General features: G+C 65.8%; 21 protein-coding genes. 5 read left to right on the forward strand and 16 right to left on the reverse strand.

Annotation, left to right across the window (positions count from 1 at the left end):
* Position 1: 1 nt before the first annotated feature.
* The 13 genes from C7I84_RS19375 to C7I84_RS19435 all read right to left on the reverse strand — a co-directional run bounded on the left by C7I84_RS19375 (position 2) and on the right by C7I84_RS19435 (position 12,626).
* Positions 2–769, reverse strand: coding sequence for a hypothetical protein (locus C7I84_RS19375; protein ID WP_133170122.1), 768 nt, complete (start codon positions 767–769; stop codon positions 2–4).
* Between the two features lie 336 nt (positions 770–1,105).
* The gene (locus C7I84_RS19380; protein WP_106773863.1) at positions 1,106–1,501 is read right to left on the reverse strand and encodes a DUF2314 domain-containing protein; all 396 of its coding nucleotides are present in this window, start codon (positions 1,499–1,501) and stop codon (positions 1,106–1,108) included.
* Between the two features lie 157 nt (positions 1,502–1,658).
* Positions 1,659–2,942 (reverse strand): L-fuconate dehydratase, encoded by a 1,284-nt coding sequence (locus tag C7I84_RS19385; protein WP_106773864.1) that lies wholly within the window; start codon positions 2,940–2,942, stop codon positions 1,659–1,661.
* Positions 2,943–3,039: 97 nt separating this feature from the next.
* Positions 3,040–3,885, reverse strand: a complete 846-nt coding sequence (locus tag C7I84_RS19390; protein ID WP_106773865.1) for a fumarylacetoacetate hydrolase family protein — start codon at positions 3,883–3,885, stop codon at positions 3,040–3,042.
* Positions 3,886–3,976: 91 nt separating this feature from the next.
* Entirely contained in the window at positions 3,977–4,708 is a 732-nt protein-coding gene (locus tag C7I84_RS19395) for an SDR family oxidoreductase (protein ID WP_106773866.1), read from the reverse strand.
* A gap of 12 nt (positions 4,709–4,720) precedes the next feature.
* Entirely contained in the window at positions 4,721–5,182 is a 462-nt protein-coding gene (locus C7I84_RS19400; RefSeq protein WP_106773867.1) for a MaoC/PaaZ C-terminal domain-containing protein, read from the reverse strand.
* A gap of 1 nt (position 5,183) precedes the next feature.
* Positions 5,184–6,251, reverse strand: a complete 1,068-nt coding sequence (locus tag C7I84_RS19405) for a Gfo/Idh/MocA family protein (protein WP_106773868.1) — start codon at positions 6,249–6,251, stop codon at positions 5,184–5,186.
* A gap of 246 nt (positions 6,252–6,497) precedes the next feature.
* Positions 6,498–6,827 (reverse strand): L-rhamnose mutarotase, encoded by a 330-nt coding sequence (locus C7I84_RS19410; RefSeq protein WP_106773869.1) that lies wholly within the window; start codon positions 6,825–6,827, stop codon positions 6,498–6,500.
* A gap of 2 nt (positions 6,828–6,829) precedes the next feature.
* The gene (locus C7I84_RS19415) at positions 6,830–7,951 is read right to left on the reverse strand and encodes a mandelate racemase/muconate lactonizing enzyme family protein (protein ID WP_106773870.1); all 1,122 of its coding nucleotides are present in this window, start codon (positions 7,949–7,951) and stop codon (positions 6,830–6,832) included.
* A 13-nt stretch (positions 7,952–7,964) separates the two neighbouring features.
* On the reverse strand, positions 7,965–9,062 hold the full coding sequence (locus C7I84_RS19420; RefSeq protein WP_106773871.1) for an ABC transporter ATP-binding protein: 1,098 nt from the start codon (positions 9,060–9,062) through the stop codon (positions 7,965–7,967).
* A 161-nt stretch (positions 9,063–9,223) separates the two neighbouring features.
* Entirely contained in the window at positions 9,224–10,090 is an 867-nt protein-coding gene (locus C7I84_RS19425) for a carbohydrate ABC transporter permease (RefSeq protein WP_106773872.1), read from the reverse strand.
* Between the two features lies 1 nt (position 10,091).
* Positions 10,092–10,988, reverse strand: coding sequence for a carbohydrate ABC transporter permease (locus C7I84_RS19430; protein WP_106773873.1), 897 nt, complete (start codon positions 10,986–10,988; stop codon positions 10,092–10,094).
* Between the two features lie 321 nt (positions 10,989–11,309).
* Entirely contained in the window at positions 11,310–12,626 is a 1,317-nt protein-coding gene (locus C7I84_RS19435) for an ABC transporter substrate-binding protein (protein WP_106773874.1), read from the reverse strand.
* Between the two features lie 171 nt (positions 12,627–12,797).
* Between C7I84_RS19435 and C7I84_RS19440 the strand changes: the two genes are divergently transcribed.
* The 4 genes from C7I84_RS19440 to C7I84_RS19455 are packed head-to-tail and all read left to right on the forward strand — an operon-like array spanning position 12,798 to position 15,068.
* Positions 12,798–13,583: an IclR family transcriptional regulator gene (locus C7I84_RS19440; protein ID WP_106773875.1), complete on the forward strand. Its 786-nt coding sequence runs from the start codon at positions 12,798–12,800 to the stop codon at positions 13,581–13,583.
* Positions 13,584–13,621: 38 nt separating this feature from the next.
* The gene (locus C7I84_RS19445; RefSeq protein WP_106773876.1) at positions 13,622–14,458 is read left to right on the forward strand and encodes an amidohydrolase family protein; all 837 of its coding nucleotides are present in this window, start codon (positions 13,622–13,624) and stop codon (positions 14,456–14,458) included.
* 34 nt (positions 14,459–14,492) lie between these two features.
* Positions 14,493–14,780, forward strand: a complete 288-nt coding sequence (locus C7I84_RS19450) for a type II toxin-antitoxin system RelE/ParE family toxin (RefSeq protein ID WP_106773877.1) — start codon at positions 14,493–14,495, stop codon at positions 14,778–14,780.
* Positions 14,781–15,068, forward strand: a complete 288-nt coding sequence (locus C7I84_RS19455; protein WP_106773878.1) for an addiction module antidote protein — start codon at positions 14,781–14,783, stop codon at positions 15,066–15,068.
* 90 nt (positions 15,069–15,158) lie between these two features.
* On the opposite strand, the gene C7I84_RS19460 is transcribed toward C7I84_RS19455, so the two are convergent.
* From C7I84_RS19460 to C7I84_RS19470, 3 genes are all read right to left on the reverse strand, one after another.
* Positions 15,159–16,295, reverse strand: a complete 1,137-nt coding sequence (locus tag C7I84_RS19460) for an extracellular solute-binding protein (protein WP_106773879.1) — start codon at positions 16,293–16,295, stop codon at positions 15,159–15,161.
* 178 nt (positions 16,296–16,473) lie between these two features.
* Entirely contained in the window at positions 16,474–17,637 is a 1,164-nt protein-coding gene (locus C7I84_RS19465; protein ID WP_106773880.1) for a CaiB/BaiF CoA transferase family protein, read from the reverse strand.
* 1 nt (position 17,638) lies between these two features.
* Positions 17,639–18,190 carry a MaoC family dehydratase gene (locus C7I84_RS19470; RefSeq protein WP_106773881.1) on the reverse strand — a complete coding sequence of 184 codons (552 nt, stop codon included), beginning with the start codon at positions 18,188–18,190 and terminating at the stop codon, positions 17,639–17,641.
* Positions 18,191–18,316: 126 nt separating this feature from the next.
* Here C7I84_RS19470 and C7I84_RS19475 point away from each other — a divergent pair, with 126 nt between their 5' ends.
* Positions 18,317–18,532 carry a hypothetical protein gene (locus tag C7I84_RS19475; RefSeq protein ID WP_106773882.1) on the forward strand — a complete coding sequence of 72 codons (216 nt, stop codon included), beginning with the start codon at positions 18,317–18,319 and terminating at the stop codon, positions 18,530–18,532.
* The last annotated feature ends 546 nt before the right edge of the window (positions 18,533–19,078 follow it).

Below are 19,078 nucleotides of genomic sequence, written 5' to 3' on the forward strand. Positions count from 1 at the left end.
GCTACGCGAGCGAAGCTGCATCCGTCGAGGTGAGGACGAGGCGATCCCTGAAATGGATCGAGAAGACGCCAAGCTCATAGCTGCCGTCATCGTTCGTTTTCAGGATGTCGCCCTCCACCCGGCCGACATCCTTCAATCCCTGAATGATGTCGTTGACGTAGCTGAGCTGGCGCTTCAACTCGAGCGCGTTGCGCTCGCTGCTCACCTGGAAGGCGTCATCGCCGGACAAGGCGGCGCGCCGTTCCGACAGGTAGTCGGCGGCGTTGAGCATGACGCCCGTATTCAGATGGGGCAACGCTTTCTGCAAGCGCTCGAGGGCGTCCGACGTCGTGCGTCCCGTCTCGCCGTAAGTCGCCTCCTGCTGCGCGAGCCGCGACTGCGCCTGCCACTCCGGATCCCGGCGCAACGCCGCCTTCATCTCGTCTTCGAGCGCCCACATGTAGTCGTAGTCGCCCATCGCCATCGCGGCCTCTTGCGTCATGCCGGCGGGCACGAAGCCGCGCTTGAACGTCGAATCTCCGCCCGCGCGGTCGGCCTCCACCACGGAGCCTATGAAGTTGCGATACTCCTCATAGAGCTCTTGGTAGCTGGCCTTGCCGGCTTGCATCGGGACATCCACGGGCTTCTCGCCGACGGTCTTCGAGGCGCCGAGCTCGTTCGCCGGCGCGGCCGCGGCGCCGAAAGCTCCAAATTCGTCATATTCGGTCTGGCTGGGGTCGACAGGCGCGCCGGGTCTGATAACCGGCTCGTCCCTGTCCGTCGCCGACATGGTCAGCCCCGCCGCCAAAGCGGAGTACGAAGTTTTGGTGACGATGGCGTGCGGGATATGGATCAGCTGCGATGAGATCTGCATGGTCGTGGCGTCTCAAGGTGCATTCCACGCCGAGCCGATCGCTCGGACAGACGGCCTAAACGTCGTATCGCATTTCCGATAATCAAACGTGAATACAAAGAACCGCCGCTCGTCGCTGCTTGCCGGTTTGATTGACGGGCGAGACGCGAAGGACGCGCCTTCAACCCGCCTTCCCGAACTCATGGGCCCGGATCGACTCCGGCTTCATCTCGATGGAAAAGCCCGGAGCTTCGGCGGCATGGACGCCGCAAGCTACTGCTTTGGCCAACGCCTACGCGGCTCCTCACGGGCGAGTGCGACCGTGTTCTCGTCTTTCTCCTCGATATTGATTACGTGCTTTGCCGAGAAAGGCAGCTCCGTACCGAGCCAAAATTCTTCATTCGCGGCAATAGCGCTGGGTTCATTGTTGAGCATACCAAGATACCCGCCCACTATGCGCTCTCTGACGAGAACCCACATCCGCTCCACCGCGATACTCTCATCGGCGTCGTCAACGCTGATCCGAAAGATCAGCTTGACAAGGTCTCCGGGCTGAAGGCTTTCTCGCTTTTGCCTTGAAGGTATCCAAAAGGTTTCTGGTGCTGCGGCGTGGTAAGTCTCCCCATCTTCAAGGGACCATCCGTCGATTTCGAAGGTTGGCTCACGCATAACACGATCTTAGCTCCGCGCCGGATGTCCGCAAGGTGCTACAATTTATCGGAAAGCCGACATTCCGCTTTCCGCCAATTGCGGAAGTGCAAACCTGAACCCTGCTTGGATGAATGAGGGGTGCTGGGCGAAGAGCGACGTCCCTTGAGCCGAGGGATCAAACCGCCTTCGGCTTGAACTCATACGCGGCAATCGACTCCGCCTTCATCTCGATGGAAAAGCCCGGCAGCTTCGGCGGCATGTAGGCGGCGTTGTCGATCACGCAGGGCTCGACGAAATGCTCGTGCAAATGGTCGACATATTCGATGACGCGGCCGTCCTTGCTGCCCGACACGGCGACAAAGTCGATCATCGACAGGTGCTGGACATATTCGCACAGGCCGACGCCGCCGGCATGCGGCCACACCGGCAGGCCGTATTTGGCCGCCATCAAGAGCACCGACAGCACCTCGTTGAGGCCGCCCATACGGCAGGCGTCGATCTGCACCACGTCGATCGCGCCGCCGGCGATCATCTGCTTGAAGATGATGCGGTTCTGGCACATCTCGCCAGTCGCCACCTTCACCGGCGCCACCGCCTCGCGGATCTTCTTGTGGCCGGCGACGTCGTCGGGGCTGGTCGGCTCCTCGATGAAATAGGGTTTTGCGAAGGCGAGCCTGTTCACCCAGTCGATCGCCTGCTCGACCTCCCACACCTGGTTGGCGTCGATCATCATGAAGCGGTCCGGGCCGAGCACCTCGCGGGCGATGGTCAGCCGGCGGATGTCGTCGTCGAGATCGCGCCCCACCTTCATCTTCACATGCGTGAAGCCGGCGTCGACGGCCTCCTGGCACAGCCGCCGCAGTTTTTCGTCGGAATAGCCGAGCCAGCCGGCCGAGGTGGTGTAGCAGGCATAACCCTCGCGCTCGAGCACGGCTATGCGCTCCGCCTTGCCCGGCTCGGCGCGGCGCAGGAGTTCTAGCGCCTCCTCCGGCGTGATCGCGTCGGTGAGATAGCGGAAGTCGACGATCCTGACGATCTCCTCCGGGCTCATCTCGGCGACCAGCCGCCACACCGGCTTGCCCGCCTGCCTGGCGAGCAGGTCCCACACCGCGTTGACCACCGCGCCGGTGGCGAGATGCATGGCGCCCTTGTCGGGGCCGATCCAGCGAAGCTGGCTGTCGCCGGTCACATGCCGCCAGAACCGGCCGGGGTCCTCGCGGATCCAGTCCAGCTCCAGGCCGACCACCAGGTGCCGCATCGCCTCTATGGCGCGGCAGCAGATGTCGTTGCCGCGCCCGATGGTGAAGGTGAGCCCGTGCCCCTCCAGCCGGCCATCCGTCTCCAGCACCACATAGGCGGCCGAATAGTCGGGATCGGGATTCATCGCATCCGAGCCGTCCAGGCTTTGCGAGGTCGGAAAGCGCAGATCGTGGGTGCGAAGGCCGATGATGCGGGTCATGGGAACTCCAGGCAGTAGGCAATAGGCAGATAGGCAGTAGGAACGAATTGGCGGCAGCAGGCGGTAGCCTGCTGTCTATTGCCTATTGCCGACTGCCTTATGCATCGGCAACGAAAGTCTGCTTCTGCGTGCCGAGCCCCTCGATGCCGAGCTCGACGACGTCGCCGGCCTTGAGATAGCGCGGCGGCTTCAGGCCCATGCCGACGCCGGGCGGCGTGCCGGTCGAGATGACGTCGCCGGGCTGCAGGCTCATGAACTGGCTGAGGTAGGAGACCAGATACTTCACCCCGTAGACCATGGTTTTGGTCGAGCCGTTCTGCATGGTCTGGCCGTTGACCGTCAGCCACATCGGCAGGTTCTGCGGGTCCGGCACCTCGTCCTTGGTGACCAGCCACGGGCCGATCGGGCCGAAGGTGTCGCAGCTCTTGCCCTTGGTCCACTGGCCGTGCCGCTCGGTCTGGAAAGCGCGTTCGGAGACATCGTGGGCCGTGCAGTAGCCGGCGACGTAGTCGAGCGCCTCGTCCTCGCTGACGTATTTGGCGGTCTTGCCGATGACGACGCCGAGTTCGACCTCCCAGTCGGTCTTCTCAGAGCCGCGCGGGATCAGCACATCGTCGTTGGGGCCGACGATCGCCGAAGTCGCCTTCATGAAGATGATCGGCTCCGGCGGCACGGTGGCGCCGGTCTCGGCGGCATGGTCGGAATAATTGAGGCCGATGCAGATGAATTTTCCGGTGCCGGCGACGCAGGGGCCGATGCGCGGATTGCCGGAGACCAGCGGCAGCGAGGCCGGATCGATCTTGCCGAGCGCCGCGAGCGAGGCCGGGTCGAGCTCGCTGCCGGCGAGGTCGAGCACATGGCCGGACAGGTCGCGGATGCTGCCGTCGGCGTCGATCACGCCGGGCTTTTCGCGGCCTGCCTCTCCAAAACGAATGAATTTCATCGATTGTCTCCCGGTTTTCGGTTCAGAACTGGTGCAAAATTCGCGAAAAGACGACGGAAATCGAGCCGTTTTCGCGAGTTCCGGCCGGCTCTCAGATCGTCCAGCCGCCGTCTATGGCATAGGCCTGGCCGGTCGTGTAGGTGGCGCCGGCCAGATAGACGGCGAGATCGGCGATTTCCTCCGGCGTGCCCATGCGCCCGATCGGCTGGCGGGCGATGAAGGCGGCGCGGGCCGCGTCGTAGTCGCCCTGGGCGCGCAGCCGGTCCTGCAGCGACGGGCTTTCGACCGTGCCGGGGCAGATGGCGTTGCAGCGTATGCCCTTGCCGACATAGTCGGCCGCCACCGCCTTGGTCAGCCCGATCACCGCCGCCTTGGTCACGCCGTAGGCGAAGCGGTTGGGCACGCCCTTCATGCTGGAGGCAACGGACGCCATGTTGACGATGGCGCCGTCGCCGCGCTCCAGCATGCCCGGCAGCACGGCGCGGATGGTGCGCACCATCGCCTTGACGTTGAGGTCCCAGGCGAATTCGAGGTCGCCGTCCTTCATCTCCAGGATCGAGCCTGCATGGACGAAGCCGGCGCAGTTGAACAGCACGTCGACGCGGCCGATCTCGGCCACCGCGGCGTTCACCGCCGCCTCGTCGAGCACGTCGAGCTTGCGTGTCGCGATGCCCTCCTGCCCGCGCAGCCCGGCCAGCGCGGTCTCGTTGATGTCGGTCGCGTGGACCATGGCGCCGGCGCGCGCGAAAGCGAGCGCGCTCGCCTTGCCGATGCCCTGCGCGGCTGCCGTCAGCAGAACGGTCTTTCCTTCGAGGTTTGCCATGGAAGTTCCCTTTCAATCCTTGCTAGCGCCGACCGGCCGCCGCTCGACGACATAGATGTGATCGGCCGCCAGCACCACCTCGTCGCGCTGGTTCAGCACCTCGACGCGCTCGATGACCCGGCCGGCGTCCGGACGCCGGGGATCGTCCTCCTTGGCCGAGATGGTGGCGCGGGTCTTGATCGTGTCGCCGATGAACACCGGACGGATGAAGCGCAGCCGGTCGTAGCCGTAGGAGAAGGCGACCGGGTTGACGACGCTCGCCGTCAGCCCGACGCCGATCGAAAACACCATGGTGCCGTGGGCGATGCGCTGGCCGAACGGCGTCGCCTTCATGAACTCGGCGTCCATGTGGTGCGGGAAGAAGTCGCCGGTATGGCCGGCATGCACGACGAAGTCGGTCTCGGTGATGGTGCGCCCGAAGGTCGTGCGCGAGAAGCCGATCTCGTACTCCTCGAAATAGGTGGTCTGTTCCATGTCAGGGCCTTGTGGCAAGCGGCGTGGCGGGCGCGGCGCTGGATTGGTAGGCGGCCTCGATCAGCGCCATGGTGTTCCAGGCGTCCTCGACCGAGCTCACCAGTTCGGCATCCTCGCCGGCCACGAAACGCTGCAGATTGGCCATGCGGCCGACGAAGGCGTCCGGGAACCACGCGCCCTGCAGCGGCACCGACACCCAGCCGTCGCCGCCCTTGGGATAGATCTCGAGAATGTCCGGCTCGCCGCGGGGATAGTCGAGATTGACGCCGAGCTTCAGATAGGCGGCTCCTTCGGTCCCGCAGACGCGGAACTCGCAGGCCTGGTACTTTCGGCCGAACTTGTGGTCGTGGTTGATCGACAGCGCGCAGCGCACCGTATCGCCATAGTCGAGGATGGCGCTGGTGCGGGTCTGGGCGATCGCGTGATTCGGGTGCCCGAGCGTCTTGGCGTGCACGCCCTTCGGATCGCCGAGCAGCTGCCGGATCAGGTCGAGATAGTGGATCGAATGCAGCGCCAGCTCGACCCGCGGCGCCTTCAAGAGAAATTCCCAGAGCTGCCACGGCGTGTCGAGCGCCAGCCAGGCGTCGAAATCGACCACCTCGCCCAGCCAGCCCTTTGCGATCGCATCCTTCAGCGCCAGCATCATCGGCGCAAAGCGGAGCTGGAAATTGACGGCGGCAACGAGCTTCTTTTGCCGGCAAATTTTCAGGATTTCGGTCGCGCCGGCGAGGTCGGCGCCCATCGGCTTCTGGATCAGCGCCGGCGCGCCGTCGGGGAGCGCCTTCAGCACCGCGGCGTGGAACTGCGGCGGCGTGGCAAGGTCGAAGATGGCGCCTTCGACCGACGCCGCCTCTTCCGGGTTGCGGTAGGCCTTGACACCCCATTCGGCGGCCAGCGTCTCGGCCTTGGCGATGTCGGGGTCGTAGATACCGGCGATCGGAAAGCCAGCCTTGCAGTAGGCCGGGAAATGCGCGTCGCCGACGATCGAACCGGCGCCGAAGGTGACGATCGGGCGCGGGCTCGCGGGAAGAGGCCAGGATTGGGCGAGGGAGGATGGGGAGAAGGTCATCGCGCATTCCCTCCCCCTTGAGGGGAGGGTGGCCCGAAGGGCCGGGTGGGGTCCGAGCGCCCGGACGCCGACCTCCTCTCCCCCCTTGAGGGGGAGATGGCCGCGTAGCGGCCAGAGGGGGTTGGTGCGGCCGCGCGCCGACCTTCTGATTCGGCGGTGCAGGAAGGGGCGCCGCGCACTGCCGCGGCGACCCCACCCGGCCGCTTCGCGGCCACCCTCCCCTCAAGGGGGAGGGAGAGGCGGCGCTCAATCCACATGAAACACCTCTTCCATCCCTGCCCACCACTCGCCCTCCTTGCGGGTGTCGAGCGGGGCCTGGAGCGGCATGTTGACTGCCCACCAGCGCTGGGTCTCGGGATCGGCGGCCATCCTGGCGGAATCGGCGGCGAAATCGCTGCCGTGGTACTCGAAATAGGCGAACATCAGGTTCTCGGGCTCGCGCAGGAAAATCGAGTAGTTGCGGATGTTGCAATCGGCGATCTTGGCCAGCACCGAGGGCCATACGTCCGCGTGCAGCCGTTTGTATTCGGCTATGTGCTCCGGCTTGATGCCGAGAACCAAACCCATGCGCTGCATCGTCAGGCCTCCCCTGCCGTGATCTCTCTGGTGAACTCGGCGATGCTCATGCCCCTGACCGCGTCCCAGTCCCAGTCGATGCCGATGCCGGGCTCGGAGGGGGCGATCGCCTGGCCGTCGACGATCTGCATGTGCCTGCCCGTAAGATCATCGATCTGCGGAATGTACTCCACATATTTGCCGTTCTGCACCGCGCAGACCAGGCTGACATGCAGCTCCATCAGGAAATGCGGGCACACCGGCATGTCGAAGGCTTCCGCCGCGTGCGCGACCTTGAGCCACGGCGTGATGCCGCCGATGCGGCCGACATCGACCTGCACGATCGAGCAGCCGCCCTTCTGCATGTACTCGCGGAAGTGCCGGATCGAATAGAGCGACTCGCCGACGGCGATCGGAGTCGCGGTCGAGCGGTTTAGCCGCACATGGCCATCGAGGTCGTCGGCCGGCAGCGGCTCCTCGATCCAGGCGAGGTCGAGCTCGCGCAGTCGCTCGGCGCGGCGGATCGCCTCGTCCACGGCAAAACCCTGGTTGCAGTCGGTCATGATCTCGTAGCTGTCGCCGACCGCCTTGCGCACCGCCGACAGCCGGGCGAAGTCCTCGGCGCCGTGCGGCTTGCCGATCTTCACCTTGGAGCCGCGGAACCCTTTTTCCTTGGCCTGCACGGCGTCGTCGACCAGCGCCTGCGGCTCGATATGCAGCCAGCCGCCTTCGGTGGTGTAGAGCGGCACGCGGTCGCGTGCGCCGCCGGCCAGCTTCCACAGCGGCAGGCCGAGCTTTTTGGCGCGCAGGTCCCAAAGCGCGGTGTCGATCGCCGCCAGCGCGATCGCCGTGAGGGCGCCGATGGTCGTGGCGTGGGTGGCGAATTCCAGCTCGTGCCAGATCGCCTCGATCTGGTCGGCGTCGCGGCCGATGATGCGCGGGGCGAGATGGTCGGCGAGCAGCCGCATCACCGACGAGCCGCCGGTGCCGATGGTGTAGGAATAACCGGTGCCGGTCGCCCCGTCGGAATCGGTGATGGTGACGATCGGCGTCTCCTGGGAAACGAAGCTCTGGATGGCGTCGGTGCGCTTGACCTTGGGCTTTAGGTCCACCATGCGCAGTTCGACCTTCTCGATCCTCGCCATCCGCTCCTCCTCCCTATTTCCGCAGCGTCCTGCCGGTATCGGCATCGAACAGATGCGCCCGGCCGAGATCAAGGCTCATGGCGATTTTTTCGCCGGGTTTCAGCGGCTTCGGGTTCAGCATGCGCGACACCCATTCCCTGCCGTCGAAGTCGGCGAAGACGAGCGTCTCGTTGCCGAGCGGCTCGGTGATCGCGATCGGCAGCTCGACGGTGTGCACCGCCGCCGCATCGCCGGAATGCAGGCCGTGGCCGGCCGGGAAGATGTCGTCCGGGCGCAGGCCGAAGACCACTTTCTGGCCGGCCGTCACTTGATTCCGGAACTCCGGCGGGATCGGCAGCGTCGCGCCACCGGAGAAGGCGAGCGCACCGTCATAAACGAGCGCTTCCTGAAGGTTCATCGGCGGCGAGCCGATGAAGCCGGCGACGAAGCGCGTGGCCGGCCGGCGGAACACTTCTTCCGGCGTGCCGACCTGCTCGATATGGCCGTCGCGCATGATGACGATGCGGTCCGACAGCGTCATCGCCTCGACCTGGTCGTGGGTGACGTAGACCATGGTTGTCTGCATGCGGGCGTGCAGCTTCTTGATCTCGGTGCGCACCTGGCTGCGCAGCTTTGCGTCGAGGTTCGACAGCGGCTCGTCGAAGAGGAAGACCTCCGGCCGCCGCACGATGGCGCGACCCATGGCGACGCGCTGGCGCTGGCCGCCCGAAAGCTGCGACGGCCGGCGCTCCAGCAACTGCTCGAGGCTCAGCATGGAAGCCGCCTCGGCGACCGCCTTGTCGATCTCGGCCTGCGAGCGCCCGGCGATCTTCAGCGAGAACCCCATGTTCTCGCGCACCGTCATGTGCGGATAGAGCGCATAGGACTGGAACACCATGGAGATGTTGCGCGAGCGCGGCGGCAGGTCGTTGACGGTGCGCCCGCCGATCCTGATCTCGCCGCCGGAAATATCCTCCAGCCCGGCGATCATCCGAAGCGTCGTCGACTTGCCGCAGCCGGACGGGCCGACCAGCGCGATGAACTCGCGGTCGGCGACCTCCAGGTCGATGCCGTGCACGACCGGGGTGGCGCCGTAGCGTTTTTCGAGTTTTCGCAGGGTGACAGTGGCCATGATCGAGCCCTATTGTTCCGAGTTCGGCCGGAGCAGCGTGAACCCACCCCCACCCCTTACCCCTCCCCACAAGGGGGAGGGGGGCATCGACGCCTCAGAATCCCCCTCCCCCTTGAGGGGAGGGGTAAGGGGTGGGGGTGATTTGACGTGCTCGCTCATGCTCACCCCTTCACCGCGCCCGAGGTCAGGCCGGAGACGAGGTGTTTCTGCACGATGAAGGTGAGCGTCAGCGCCGGCACGATCATGACGACCGCGAGCGCGCACATGCCGCGCCAGTCTATGGTGAACTCGGCCGTGTAGTCGAGCAGACCGACCGGCAGCGTCTTCGACGCCGTCGAGCGGGTGAGCTGGGAGGCGAGCGCGAACTCGTTCCAGGATGTGAGGAAGGCGAAGATGCCGGCCGAGGCGATGCCGGGGCGCGCCAGCGGGAACTCGACCTGCCAGAACGCCTGCCAGCGCGTGCAGCCGTCGATCTGTGCGGCTTCCGCCAAATCCTTCGGCACCTGGCGGAAGAAGCCGTCGATCAGCCAGATGGTGAAGGGCACGTTGAGCGCCACATAGGCGAGGATCAAGCCGAAATGCGTGTCGATGATGCCGAGCCGGGCGAAGACGAAGAACAGCGGCAGCGACAGGGCGATGCCGGGCACGGTGCGGGTCAGCATGAAGCCGAGGAATATGCCGGACTTGCCCTTGAAGCGGTAGCGGGCGAAGGCATAGCCGCCGGCCATGCCGATGGCGAGCGCGATCACCGTCGAGGTGACTGAGATGACGATCGAGTTGCGGAAATAGTCGAGGACCGGGATGCCGCCCTGGCCGACGCCGGAGAACATGGCGACATAGGCGTCGAAGGAGATCTCCTGCGGGATCCACACCGGCGGCTTCGCCAGGATCTCGACGGTCGGCCTTAGCGACGACAGCACGATCCACAGGCCCGGCAGGCAGATGACCGCCATGGCCAGGAACAGGCCGACCGAGTGGCCGATGGAAAGCGCGCGGCGCTTCAGGCGGTGGGCGGCGTTCTCGTTCATCTCACCACTCCGCGCCGATCTGCTGGCGGGCGGCCGCCAGCTTGCGGAAGAAATAGAAGGTGAAGACGATCGACAGGATGATGGCGAAATAGGACATGGCGTTGGCCATGCCCATGCGCGAATCGGCATAGCCGGTGCGCGCGATCAGCGTCCACAACAGCTCCGTGCGCTTGGCCGGGCCGCCGTCGGTCATGATCTTGACGATGTCGTAGGCGCGCGCGATGTCGAGCGAGCGGATGGTCATGGCGATGAAGGCGAAGGGCATGACGAACGGCCAGGTGACGTAGCGAAACGTCTGCCAGGGCGTGCAGCCGTCGACGCGCGCCGCTTCCATCGGCTCCCGCGGCATCGCCATCAGCCCGGCGAGGATGAAGATGGCGAAGACGGCGGTCGACAGCCAGACCTCGGCGACGAGGATGGCGATGAAGGCGAGATTGCCGTCGATCAGCCAGGGGATGGCGCGGTCGGTCAGCCCCAGCGCCTGCAGGGCGTTGTTCACCAGGCCGATATTGTCGTTGAACATGAACTTGAACTGGAAGCCGACCAGGATCGGCGAGAACATCATGGGAAACATCATGATGGTGCGCAGGACGCGCTGGCCGCGCGAGGCCTTTTCCACCAGCACCGCCAAGCCGAGGCCGAGCAACATCTCCAGGTTGAGTGCGACGGTGAGCAGCAGCACGGTGCGCCCGAAGGCAACCCAGAACTCCCAGTCGGACAGCAGGTTGGCATAGTTGCGCAGACCGACGAAGATCCAGATCGAGTCAGGCTTCGTCAGACGGAACGGTGTGAAGCTCGACCACAGCGACAGAAGCAGCGGCACGACCACCACCGCCGCCAGCACGATGAAGGCCGGCAGCAGGAGCAGGGTCGGGGCGGAAGGCCGCGGGAACTTCATTGGCTTCGGGTTTCTCTTTCCTTGGGACCCAGCGATCTGTTGCCGCCGCACCGCCCCTCACTGTCCTGTCGGACATCTCTCCCCTTGGCCATCGGGGTTATCGCCTATGGCACACGGCACGGAGTCCGGCGTCCCGTACCCCCACCCCTAGCCCCTCCCCACAAGGGGGAGGGGGACTTTGCGGCCGCCATGCCACGTAAAACCGTCGACGATGGCGCCAAGCGCAGATGCCAGTCAGTCCCCTCCCCCTTGAGGGGAGGGGCTAGGGGTGGGGGTACCCTCCACCACTTGGGGCGGCGAAGCCGCCCCACCCCATTTCCTTTACAGCTCGCCCGCGTCCTCCAGGATCGCGGTCGCCTTTTCGGCAGCGGCGTCGAGCGCTTCCTTCGACGTCTTGTCGCCGAGGATGGCGGCCTGCAGCTCGGGATAGACGGCATTGGAGATCTCGATCCAGGAGGCGGTCTGCGGAACCGGGAAGGCATTCTGCGCGGCTTCCTGGAAGGCCTTCAGCACCTCGGTCTTGTAGGCGTCGCCGGACGCCTGGGCGATGTCCCACTCCCACACGGCGGTGCGGGTCGGCAGCGGGCCGGCGGCGGCCTCCAGCTTCTGGCTGTCCTCGTTGGTGAGCCACCAGACGAGCGACGCGGCCGCCTCCTTGCTGGCGCAGCTCTCGGTCACCGAGAAGCCGTGATGGCCGGACCAGCCGGTGCGCTTGCCGGACGAGCCCTTGGGCTGCACCTTCACGCCGACATTGCCCGCGACCTTGGACGACTTCGGGTCGTTGAAGAAGCCGGCCCAGCCCGGCCAGTCGAGGTTGATCGCGACGGTGCCGGAGGCAAAGCCCTGGCCGAGGTCGTCCCACAGATAGTTGGTGGTGCCGGCGGGCACCGCCTTGGCCTTGTAGAGGTTGACGAACCAGTCGAGCGCGCGCACGCCGGCCTCGGAATTGAAGGCGGGCTTGCCGTCGGCGTCGAGATATTCGCCGCCCTCGGCCACCAGCATTTCGTAGAAGCGGCCGTTGATCGCCTCTTCCTTGCCGGCGAACTGGGTGCCGTAGAAATCCGGCGGCGCGGCGAAGAACTCGGCCTGCCGGGCCACCTCCTCCCAGGTGTCGGGCGGCGTCAGCTCGGCGCCGGTCTTCTCCTTGTAGGCGGCCTTCTTCGCCTCGTCGGCGTAGAGGCTCTTCTGGTAATAGAGCGCCGACACGTCGAACTGGGCGCGCGGCAGCATCACCAGCTTGCCGCCCAGCGTCGAGGCGGCGATGTTGGCCGGCACGAAGGCGTCGATCTCGGCCTTCGGCAGCAGCGCCGACAGATCGGCGTAGATGTCCGGATATTGCGGCGCGAAGGACGAGTGGTTGGAGCCGACGCACCAGGAGAGCGACCCGGTGGCGATGTCGGACTTGATCTCCTTGTCGAGCTCGAAATGGTTCTTCTTGGAGACGACGTTGACCTTGGCGCCGGTCGCCTTCTCCCACTCGGCGATGCGCGCGTAGAGCGCCTCGTATTGCTGGCCGCCGATGAGCTTGGCGTCGATGGTGACGCCCTCGAACTTGCCCGGAAGCTCCTGAGCGAAGGCGACGCCGCCGAACGCCAATGCGATGACACCGGCGGATACGCCGGAAAGCAGTCTTTTCATCCAATCCTCCCGAAGGCGGGCCTCCAGCCCGCGAAACCAACAAGCACCCGTTGACGAATGCTTCATTCATATACAAAGATTATTTTCATGGATCGGTCAAGCGCAAAGTCGGCCGCCGGATTGCGTTCTGCGCATATGCAGGCCAGTATTCACCGGGGAGGGAGAGCCGCCGTGGAAGAAGACGATTCGGACCGCTACCGCGCGCCGGCGCTGGACAAGGGGCTGGACATCCTCGAACTGCTCGCCGGCGTCGACGGCGGGCTCACCCAGGCGGAGATCGCCAAGCGGCTCGGCCGCAGCCCCAACGAATTCTACCGCATGCTCGACCGGCTGGTGAGGCGCGGCTACGTCACCAAGCCGGACGGCGACCGCTATTCTCTGACCCTGAAGCTGTTCGGGCTGGCGCAGCTGCACGCGCCGGTGCGGCGGCTGGTCTCCTACGCCACGCCGCTGATGCGCGAGCTGGCCGAGACGTCGCGGCAGGCCAACCAGCTCGTCGTGTTCGACCGCGGCTCGGCCGTCGTCATCGCCCAGCAAGAGGCGCCCGGCTACTGGGGCATCTCGATCCGCGTCGGCTCGCATATCAGCCTGTTCGACACCGGATCAGGCCACGTGCTGCTCGCCTTCCGCTCGCCGGAGGAGCGGCAGATGATGATCGCCGAGCATTTGCGCAGCACCGAGAAGCCGGCGCAGCCGCAGGCGTTCTACGACCGCCTCGACCAGATCCGCGACCGCGGCTACGAGATGATGGCGAGCCTGCAGACGGCCGGCGTCTACAACCTGTCGGCGCCGGTGCTGGGGCCGGACGAGCGGGCGATCGCGGCGCTGACGATCCCCTACATCACGCTGGTCAACCAGCCGTCGGCGCCCGATATCACGCAGACGATCGAGCTGGTGCTGGCGACGGCGGAGAAGCTGTCGCAGCTCGCCGGCTCGGACGTGAAGCACACGGGCTGACGCCGCGCACCCGTCAACGATCCGCCGGGAGGAACCACATGATCATCGACACGCATCTGCACATCGTCGACCGCGGGGCCCTGAGCTATCCCTGGCTGAAGAGCACGCCGGCGCTCGACCGCGACTTCTCCTACGAGGACTACGCCCGCGAGGCGCGGCGCGGCGGCATCTCCGACACGCTGCACATGGAGGTCGACGTCGACCCGGCCGACATCGAGGCGGAGACGGCCTATGTGGCGCGCAAAGCGCGCAAGCCCGGTAGCCTTTTGCGCGGCGCCATCGCCGCCTGCAGACCGGAAGACCCGGGCTTCGCCGAATATCTGGAGCGGGCGCGCGAGACGCTGTTCGTCAAGGGCTTTCGCCGCGTGCTGCACGTCGTCCCGGACGACCTTTCCGAGGGCGCGCTGTTCCGGGAAAACATCGGGAGGCTGAAGGGGACCGGACTGACCTTCGATCTCTGCGTGCTGCCGCACCAGATACCCAAGGCGATCGCGCTAATCGACCTGGCGCCCGACGTGCAGTTCGTGCTCGACCATTGCGGCGTCCCCGACATCAAGGACGGCGCCGAGCATCCCTGGCGCGAGCACATGACCGAGATCGCCAGGCGCCCGAACGTGGTCGGAAAGATCTCCGGCGTCGTCGCCTATGCCGATGCCGAAAGCTGGACGGTCGAGACGCTGCGCCCCTATGTCGAGCACACGATCGGCGTGTTCGGCTGGGACCGCGTGGTGTGGGGCAGCGATTGGCCGGTCTGCACGCTGGGCGGCGGCCTGTCCACCTGGCTGGCCGCGACGCACGCGCTGGTCGCCGGCGCCAGCGTGGAAGAGAAGGCGAAGCTGCTTTCGGGCAATGCGCGGAGGATCTGGCGGCTGTAGCGGCAGGTTTCAACGTAGGAAGGCGGTTTTCCCGATGTTCGAGATCGTCCAGACAGCCGAGTTCATGGCCTGGCTGGGCGATCTCGCCGACATTCGCGCCAGACAGCGTATTCTGCAACGAATAGACAGGGCGCGAGCCGGCCTGCTGGGCGACGTCAAATATTTCGACGGCATTGGCGAGATGCGCATCGATCACGGGCCGGGCTACCGCCTTTACTTCATCCGACACGGGAGTAGACTCATCATCCTGCTTTGCGGTGGAGACAAGTCCACGCAACACCGTGATATCCGACGCGCGCTTCAGCTCGCCAAGGAGAAATGAATGCCGCTCAAGACCTATCCGTTCGACAGTTCGCGCTACCTCGGCGACGACCAATCGCAGCGCGAATTGCTTGCCGATGCGATGGGAACCGGCGATGCGGTCTACATTGCCCACGCGGTCGGTGTTGTCGCTCGCGCGCGTGGCATGACCAGCATCGCTGAAGAGGCCGGCGTGCCGCGCGAAGCGCTCTATGCGGCGCTTGCCGACGACCAGAATCCCGACGTCAACACGCTGCTGGACGTATTGAAGCGGCTCGGCATCAAGAGTTCCACTCTCGCCGCCGAGTAGCGGACCTGGATAGGTCACTTTTGTTCTGCTGACGCCGTTGCCTCGGCGCAATTGCCTTGCGCCGTTGCGTTCCGCTTCGTTCAAGCGGCCCTACCCCTTGGCAAAACTCTCCCGGAACAGCCGGTTGAGGTCATCCACGACCGCGCCGGCGGCATGCCTATCCTTCAGCCTTGCATTGATGCGGTCGGAGGCGGCCTGCTGGAAACCCATGTAGCCGTCGTGGCGGGGGCGCACCCAGGCGCCCTCCAGCGTGGCGCGGGTGTCTTTGTAGAAGCCGCCGGTGGCGGCGTTGACCGCCTCGTCCTCCCAGCCCGCGGCGTGGCCCGGCTGGCCGCCGGATGCGGCATAGAGCCCGCGCTGCACTTCCCCGCTCGCCACCCAATAGGCGAAGTCGATAGCCGCGTCCCTTGCCGTGGAAAAGGACGAGACGGCGATGCCGGTGCCGCCTAGCGCCGAGCCGACCGGGCCCTCGCCGCCGGCGACGGGAATGTCGGCGAAGGCCAGGCGGTTCGGCCGGAAACCATCCATGGCATAGCTGACATAGCCGTAGATCAGCGGCGCGCAGATTATTTTCGAGCCCGGCTCCGCCATCTGTTCGGACACCACGATCGGGTCCATGTCGAAGCAGGCCGGGTCGACCAGCGCCGCCATCTCGCGCAACAGCTCGAACACCCGTTCGCCGCCGTCGCTGCCGATCAGGTCGCCCGGCCCCGTCGCCGCACACGGCCTGCCGAGATTGGCGGCCAGCGTGAAGAAGCACATCAAGGTGTGCGGCGGCCGGAGCGGCAGGAGCACCCTGCCTTGCCGGGCGAGATCGAGCGCTTCCGCCCATGAGGCCGGCGCCGCGGCCAGCGCATCGGGGCGCCAGGCCTGCACCTGCGCCGCTGCGTCAATCGGAAAAGCCCATTGCCGGCCCTGCCACATATAGCTGGGATAGGACCGGCCGACGCTGCCTTGCGCAAGTGCGTCGCGCTCGGCCTCGCGCCCCGCCACGTCGAGCGGCGCCAGACAGCCTTCCGCGGTGATCTGGCCGACATGCGGATGGTCGATGACGATCAGGTCGTAGGCCCGCGCCAGCTCCTCGACCGGGAAGGATTCGAAGTCCTGCAGCGAGCGCTTGTCCCATTCGACGGCGAAGCCGGTCCTGTCCTTCCACAGCGCCGAGCAGGCGACCATCGGGTCGTAGCCGCGCGGATGGCTCCAGGTCATGCCTTTGAGGATGGTCATGACGCGCGCCTTGAGAAGGATTCATTGCTAGCCGCCCCCTCCACCACGCTTCGCGTGGTCCCCCTCCCCCGCTTCGCAGGGGAGGAGCCGCAGCGGAGCCGCCGGCACGCCCTGGATCCTCCCCCGTTTACGGGGGAGGGGGACCACGCGAAGCGTGGTGGAGGGGGCGCTTCGACACTCACAACCCGAACTCCTCGCGAATCTTGGCACTGTGCTCGCCGATCAGCGGAGCGGCACGGTCCACCCTGGCGCGCACGCCGTCGACGCGCAGCGGCGAGCGCGTCGTCAGGATGGAGACGTCGTCCTCGCGCGTCACCGTCTGCAGCATATCCAGCACCTTGAAGCCGTCGCTCTCCATCAGCTCCGGCCAGGTCAGCACCTTGGCGCACCAGATGTCGGCCGGTTCCAGCACCGCCAGCCAGTCGTCGATGGATTTTGTGGCGATGCGCTGGGCGATGATCGCCTTGATGTCGTCGCGCGCCGTGAACCAGGTCGCCGGCTCGCCGCTATAGGCGGCAAGCTCGGCCTCGAGCCCGAGCAGGGCGGCGAGTTTCGGGATCGGCGTCATGGCGATCGCCAGGTAGCCGTCGCTGGCCGGGTAGACGCCGTAAGGTGCCGACAGATAGGCGTGGGCGCTGCGGAAGGAGGCGCGGCGCGGCGGCCGCCGGCCGTCGTTGAGATGCGTGGTCAGCACCTCGAACTGGAAGTCGATCAGCGCCTCCAAGAGGCTGGTCTCGACATGCGCGCCCTTGCCGGTAATGCCGCGCCGCACCAGGGCGGCGAGAATGCCCTGGGCGCAGGCGGCGCCCGCCAGCATGTCGGCGATCGCCAGGCCGAAGGGCACCGGGCCCTGGTCCTCGTCGCCGTTCAGCCACATGATGCCGGAGCGCGACTGCGCGAGCAGGTCCTGGCCCGGCCGCTTCACCCACGGCCCCTCCTCGCCATAGCCGCTGATCGAGGCGTAGACCAGGCGCGGGTTGATCGCCTTCACCCGTTCGTAGTCGAGGCCGAGGCGCTCGATCACGCCCGGCCGGAAATTCTGGATGAGCACGTCAGCCTTCGCCAGCAATCCTCGCAGCGCGGCGAGGTCGCCTTCGTCCTTGAGATCGACGGCAAAGCTCTCCTTGGCGCGGTTGATGGCGTGGAAGATGGTGGAGTCGCCGCCGATCTCGGTGTCGCTGAGATAGAGCCGTCGCGACAGGTCGCCGCCGTCGGGCCGCTCGATCTTGATGACGCGGGCGCCGAGATCCATCAGCCGCAGCGAGCAGTAGGGCCCCGACAGGAACTGGCTCATGTCGACGACGACGAGGCCGGCAAGCGGCAGTCCGGTTTCTTCGTTCATGTCACTTCTCGGTCTTGCCGGCGAAATCCGCCGGGTTTTTGTATTTCACCGTCTGCAGGTGCTCGCAGTAGAGCACCAGCTCGCCCTCGCCCTTGAACACCTCGTAGCTGGCGCGGATCAGGCCGAGATCCTTGTAGCGCGGCCTTTTGTCGAGGTTGGTGCGGATCGTGTAGATGGTGTCGCCGATGAACACCGGCTTGATGAAGCGCAGCCGGTCATAGCCGTAGGAGAAGGCGTTTACGCAGTTGGTGGCGACCAGGCCGAGCCCGGCTGAGAAGACGAAGGCGCCGGCGACCAGCCGCCGGCCGAACACGCCCTCGCGCTCGGCGAACATCTGGTCCTGCACATAGGGGTGGATGTCGACCACCAGCGTGTTGAACAAATGGCTGTCGCCCTCGGCGATGGTCCGGCGCAACGAGCGGATCTTCTGGCCGACCGGCCAGTCCTCGTAGAACCAGTTTTCGGCATTCCACACCGGCAGCTCGGCGTGCTCGGCGGGCATGTCGGTCGGCTTGGTCGACGAAACGCCGACGGTGGGGGCAAACGTCGTCATCGGCGCCCGCCTTCCGGTGCGTGGCTCGGCATCATGTCCTCCCGAACTTTTCTCCATGAATATCTTTTTCACATATGCATGAAGTTTGCAAGGCGGCGCGGAAGAGGTGATAGGGCTCGCGCAGGGATGGCGCGGCCGGTCGCCGATATCTGCAAAGGCGCGCCGGACATCTGCCATGGATCGCATTCGGATCATCATCCGTTCTGCTCCGGCGGAGCAGAAGCCCCGCGCCTTCATTTCGGCTCGCCGACGATGGAGACGACCGGAAAACAGGGGACAGTTTACTTTCTTTCCGCAGAAAAGCAGTGGCGCTTCAAGGTTCGCGCGGGCGGAAAAAAGTAAACTGTCCCCGGCACTTACCTCTCGCCCGCCGCGAAGTCGCGGCTGACGGAATCCGCTTTTCGCGGGCGTTTTATCCCCTCCTTCTCGCTTGGCCTATACTTGTCCGTGAAAGCCGCTCCCTTGCGGGAATCTGGTGCGCACCGGGTATCAGGAGGGAGCGTCGGCGCCGGGTCGGTCGCGCAATCGGTAGCGCGGCTGGCGAGAGCTGGAGACCCGGGCCCCAGCCGCGACACCTGCGGAAATGCAGCGCTAGCGGACGGGCAAGAACGCCGGCGGGGCGCGGGTCACCGCGCCACGTACTTTAATTGAGAGGCTCGGCCCCGCGCCCCGCTTCCCGCACTTCTCTTCAATGGCCAGACTGCAAAAGCAGGGCGTGGCGAGGACCGCGCCCTGGGTATGCTGGCGTCCAGAAATCGCCGCCAGGGGAATCGCTTCAGGTTAATTCTGGGTCTGCCTGAGGAGGGTTTCGAGGTAGTGCTGATTGAGGTTTGCCTTTTTGCGTCTGACCTTGAGGCTGTGCTTGTCGTTTGCGGCGCGCACCATGTT

Source organism: Kumtagia ephedrae, from assembly GCF_003012745.1.
Classification (GTDB): Bacteria; Pseudomonadota; Alphaproteobacteria; order Rhizobiales; family Rhizobiaceae; genus Kumtagia; species Kumtagia ephedrae.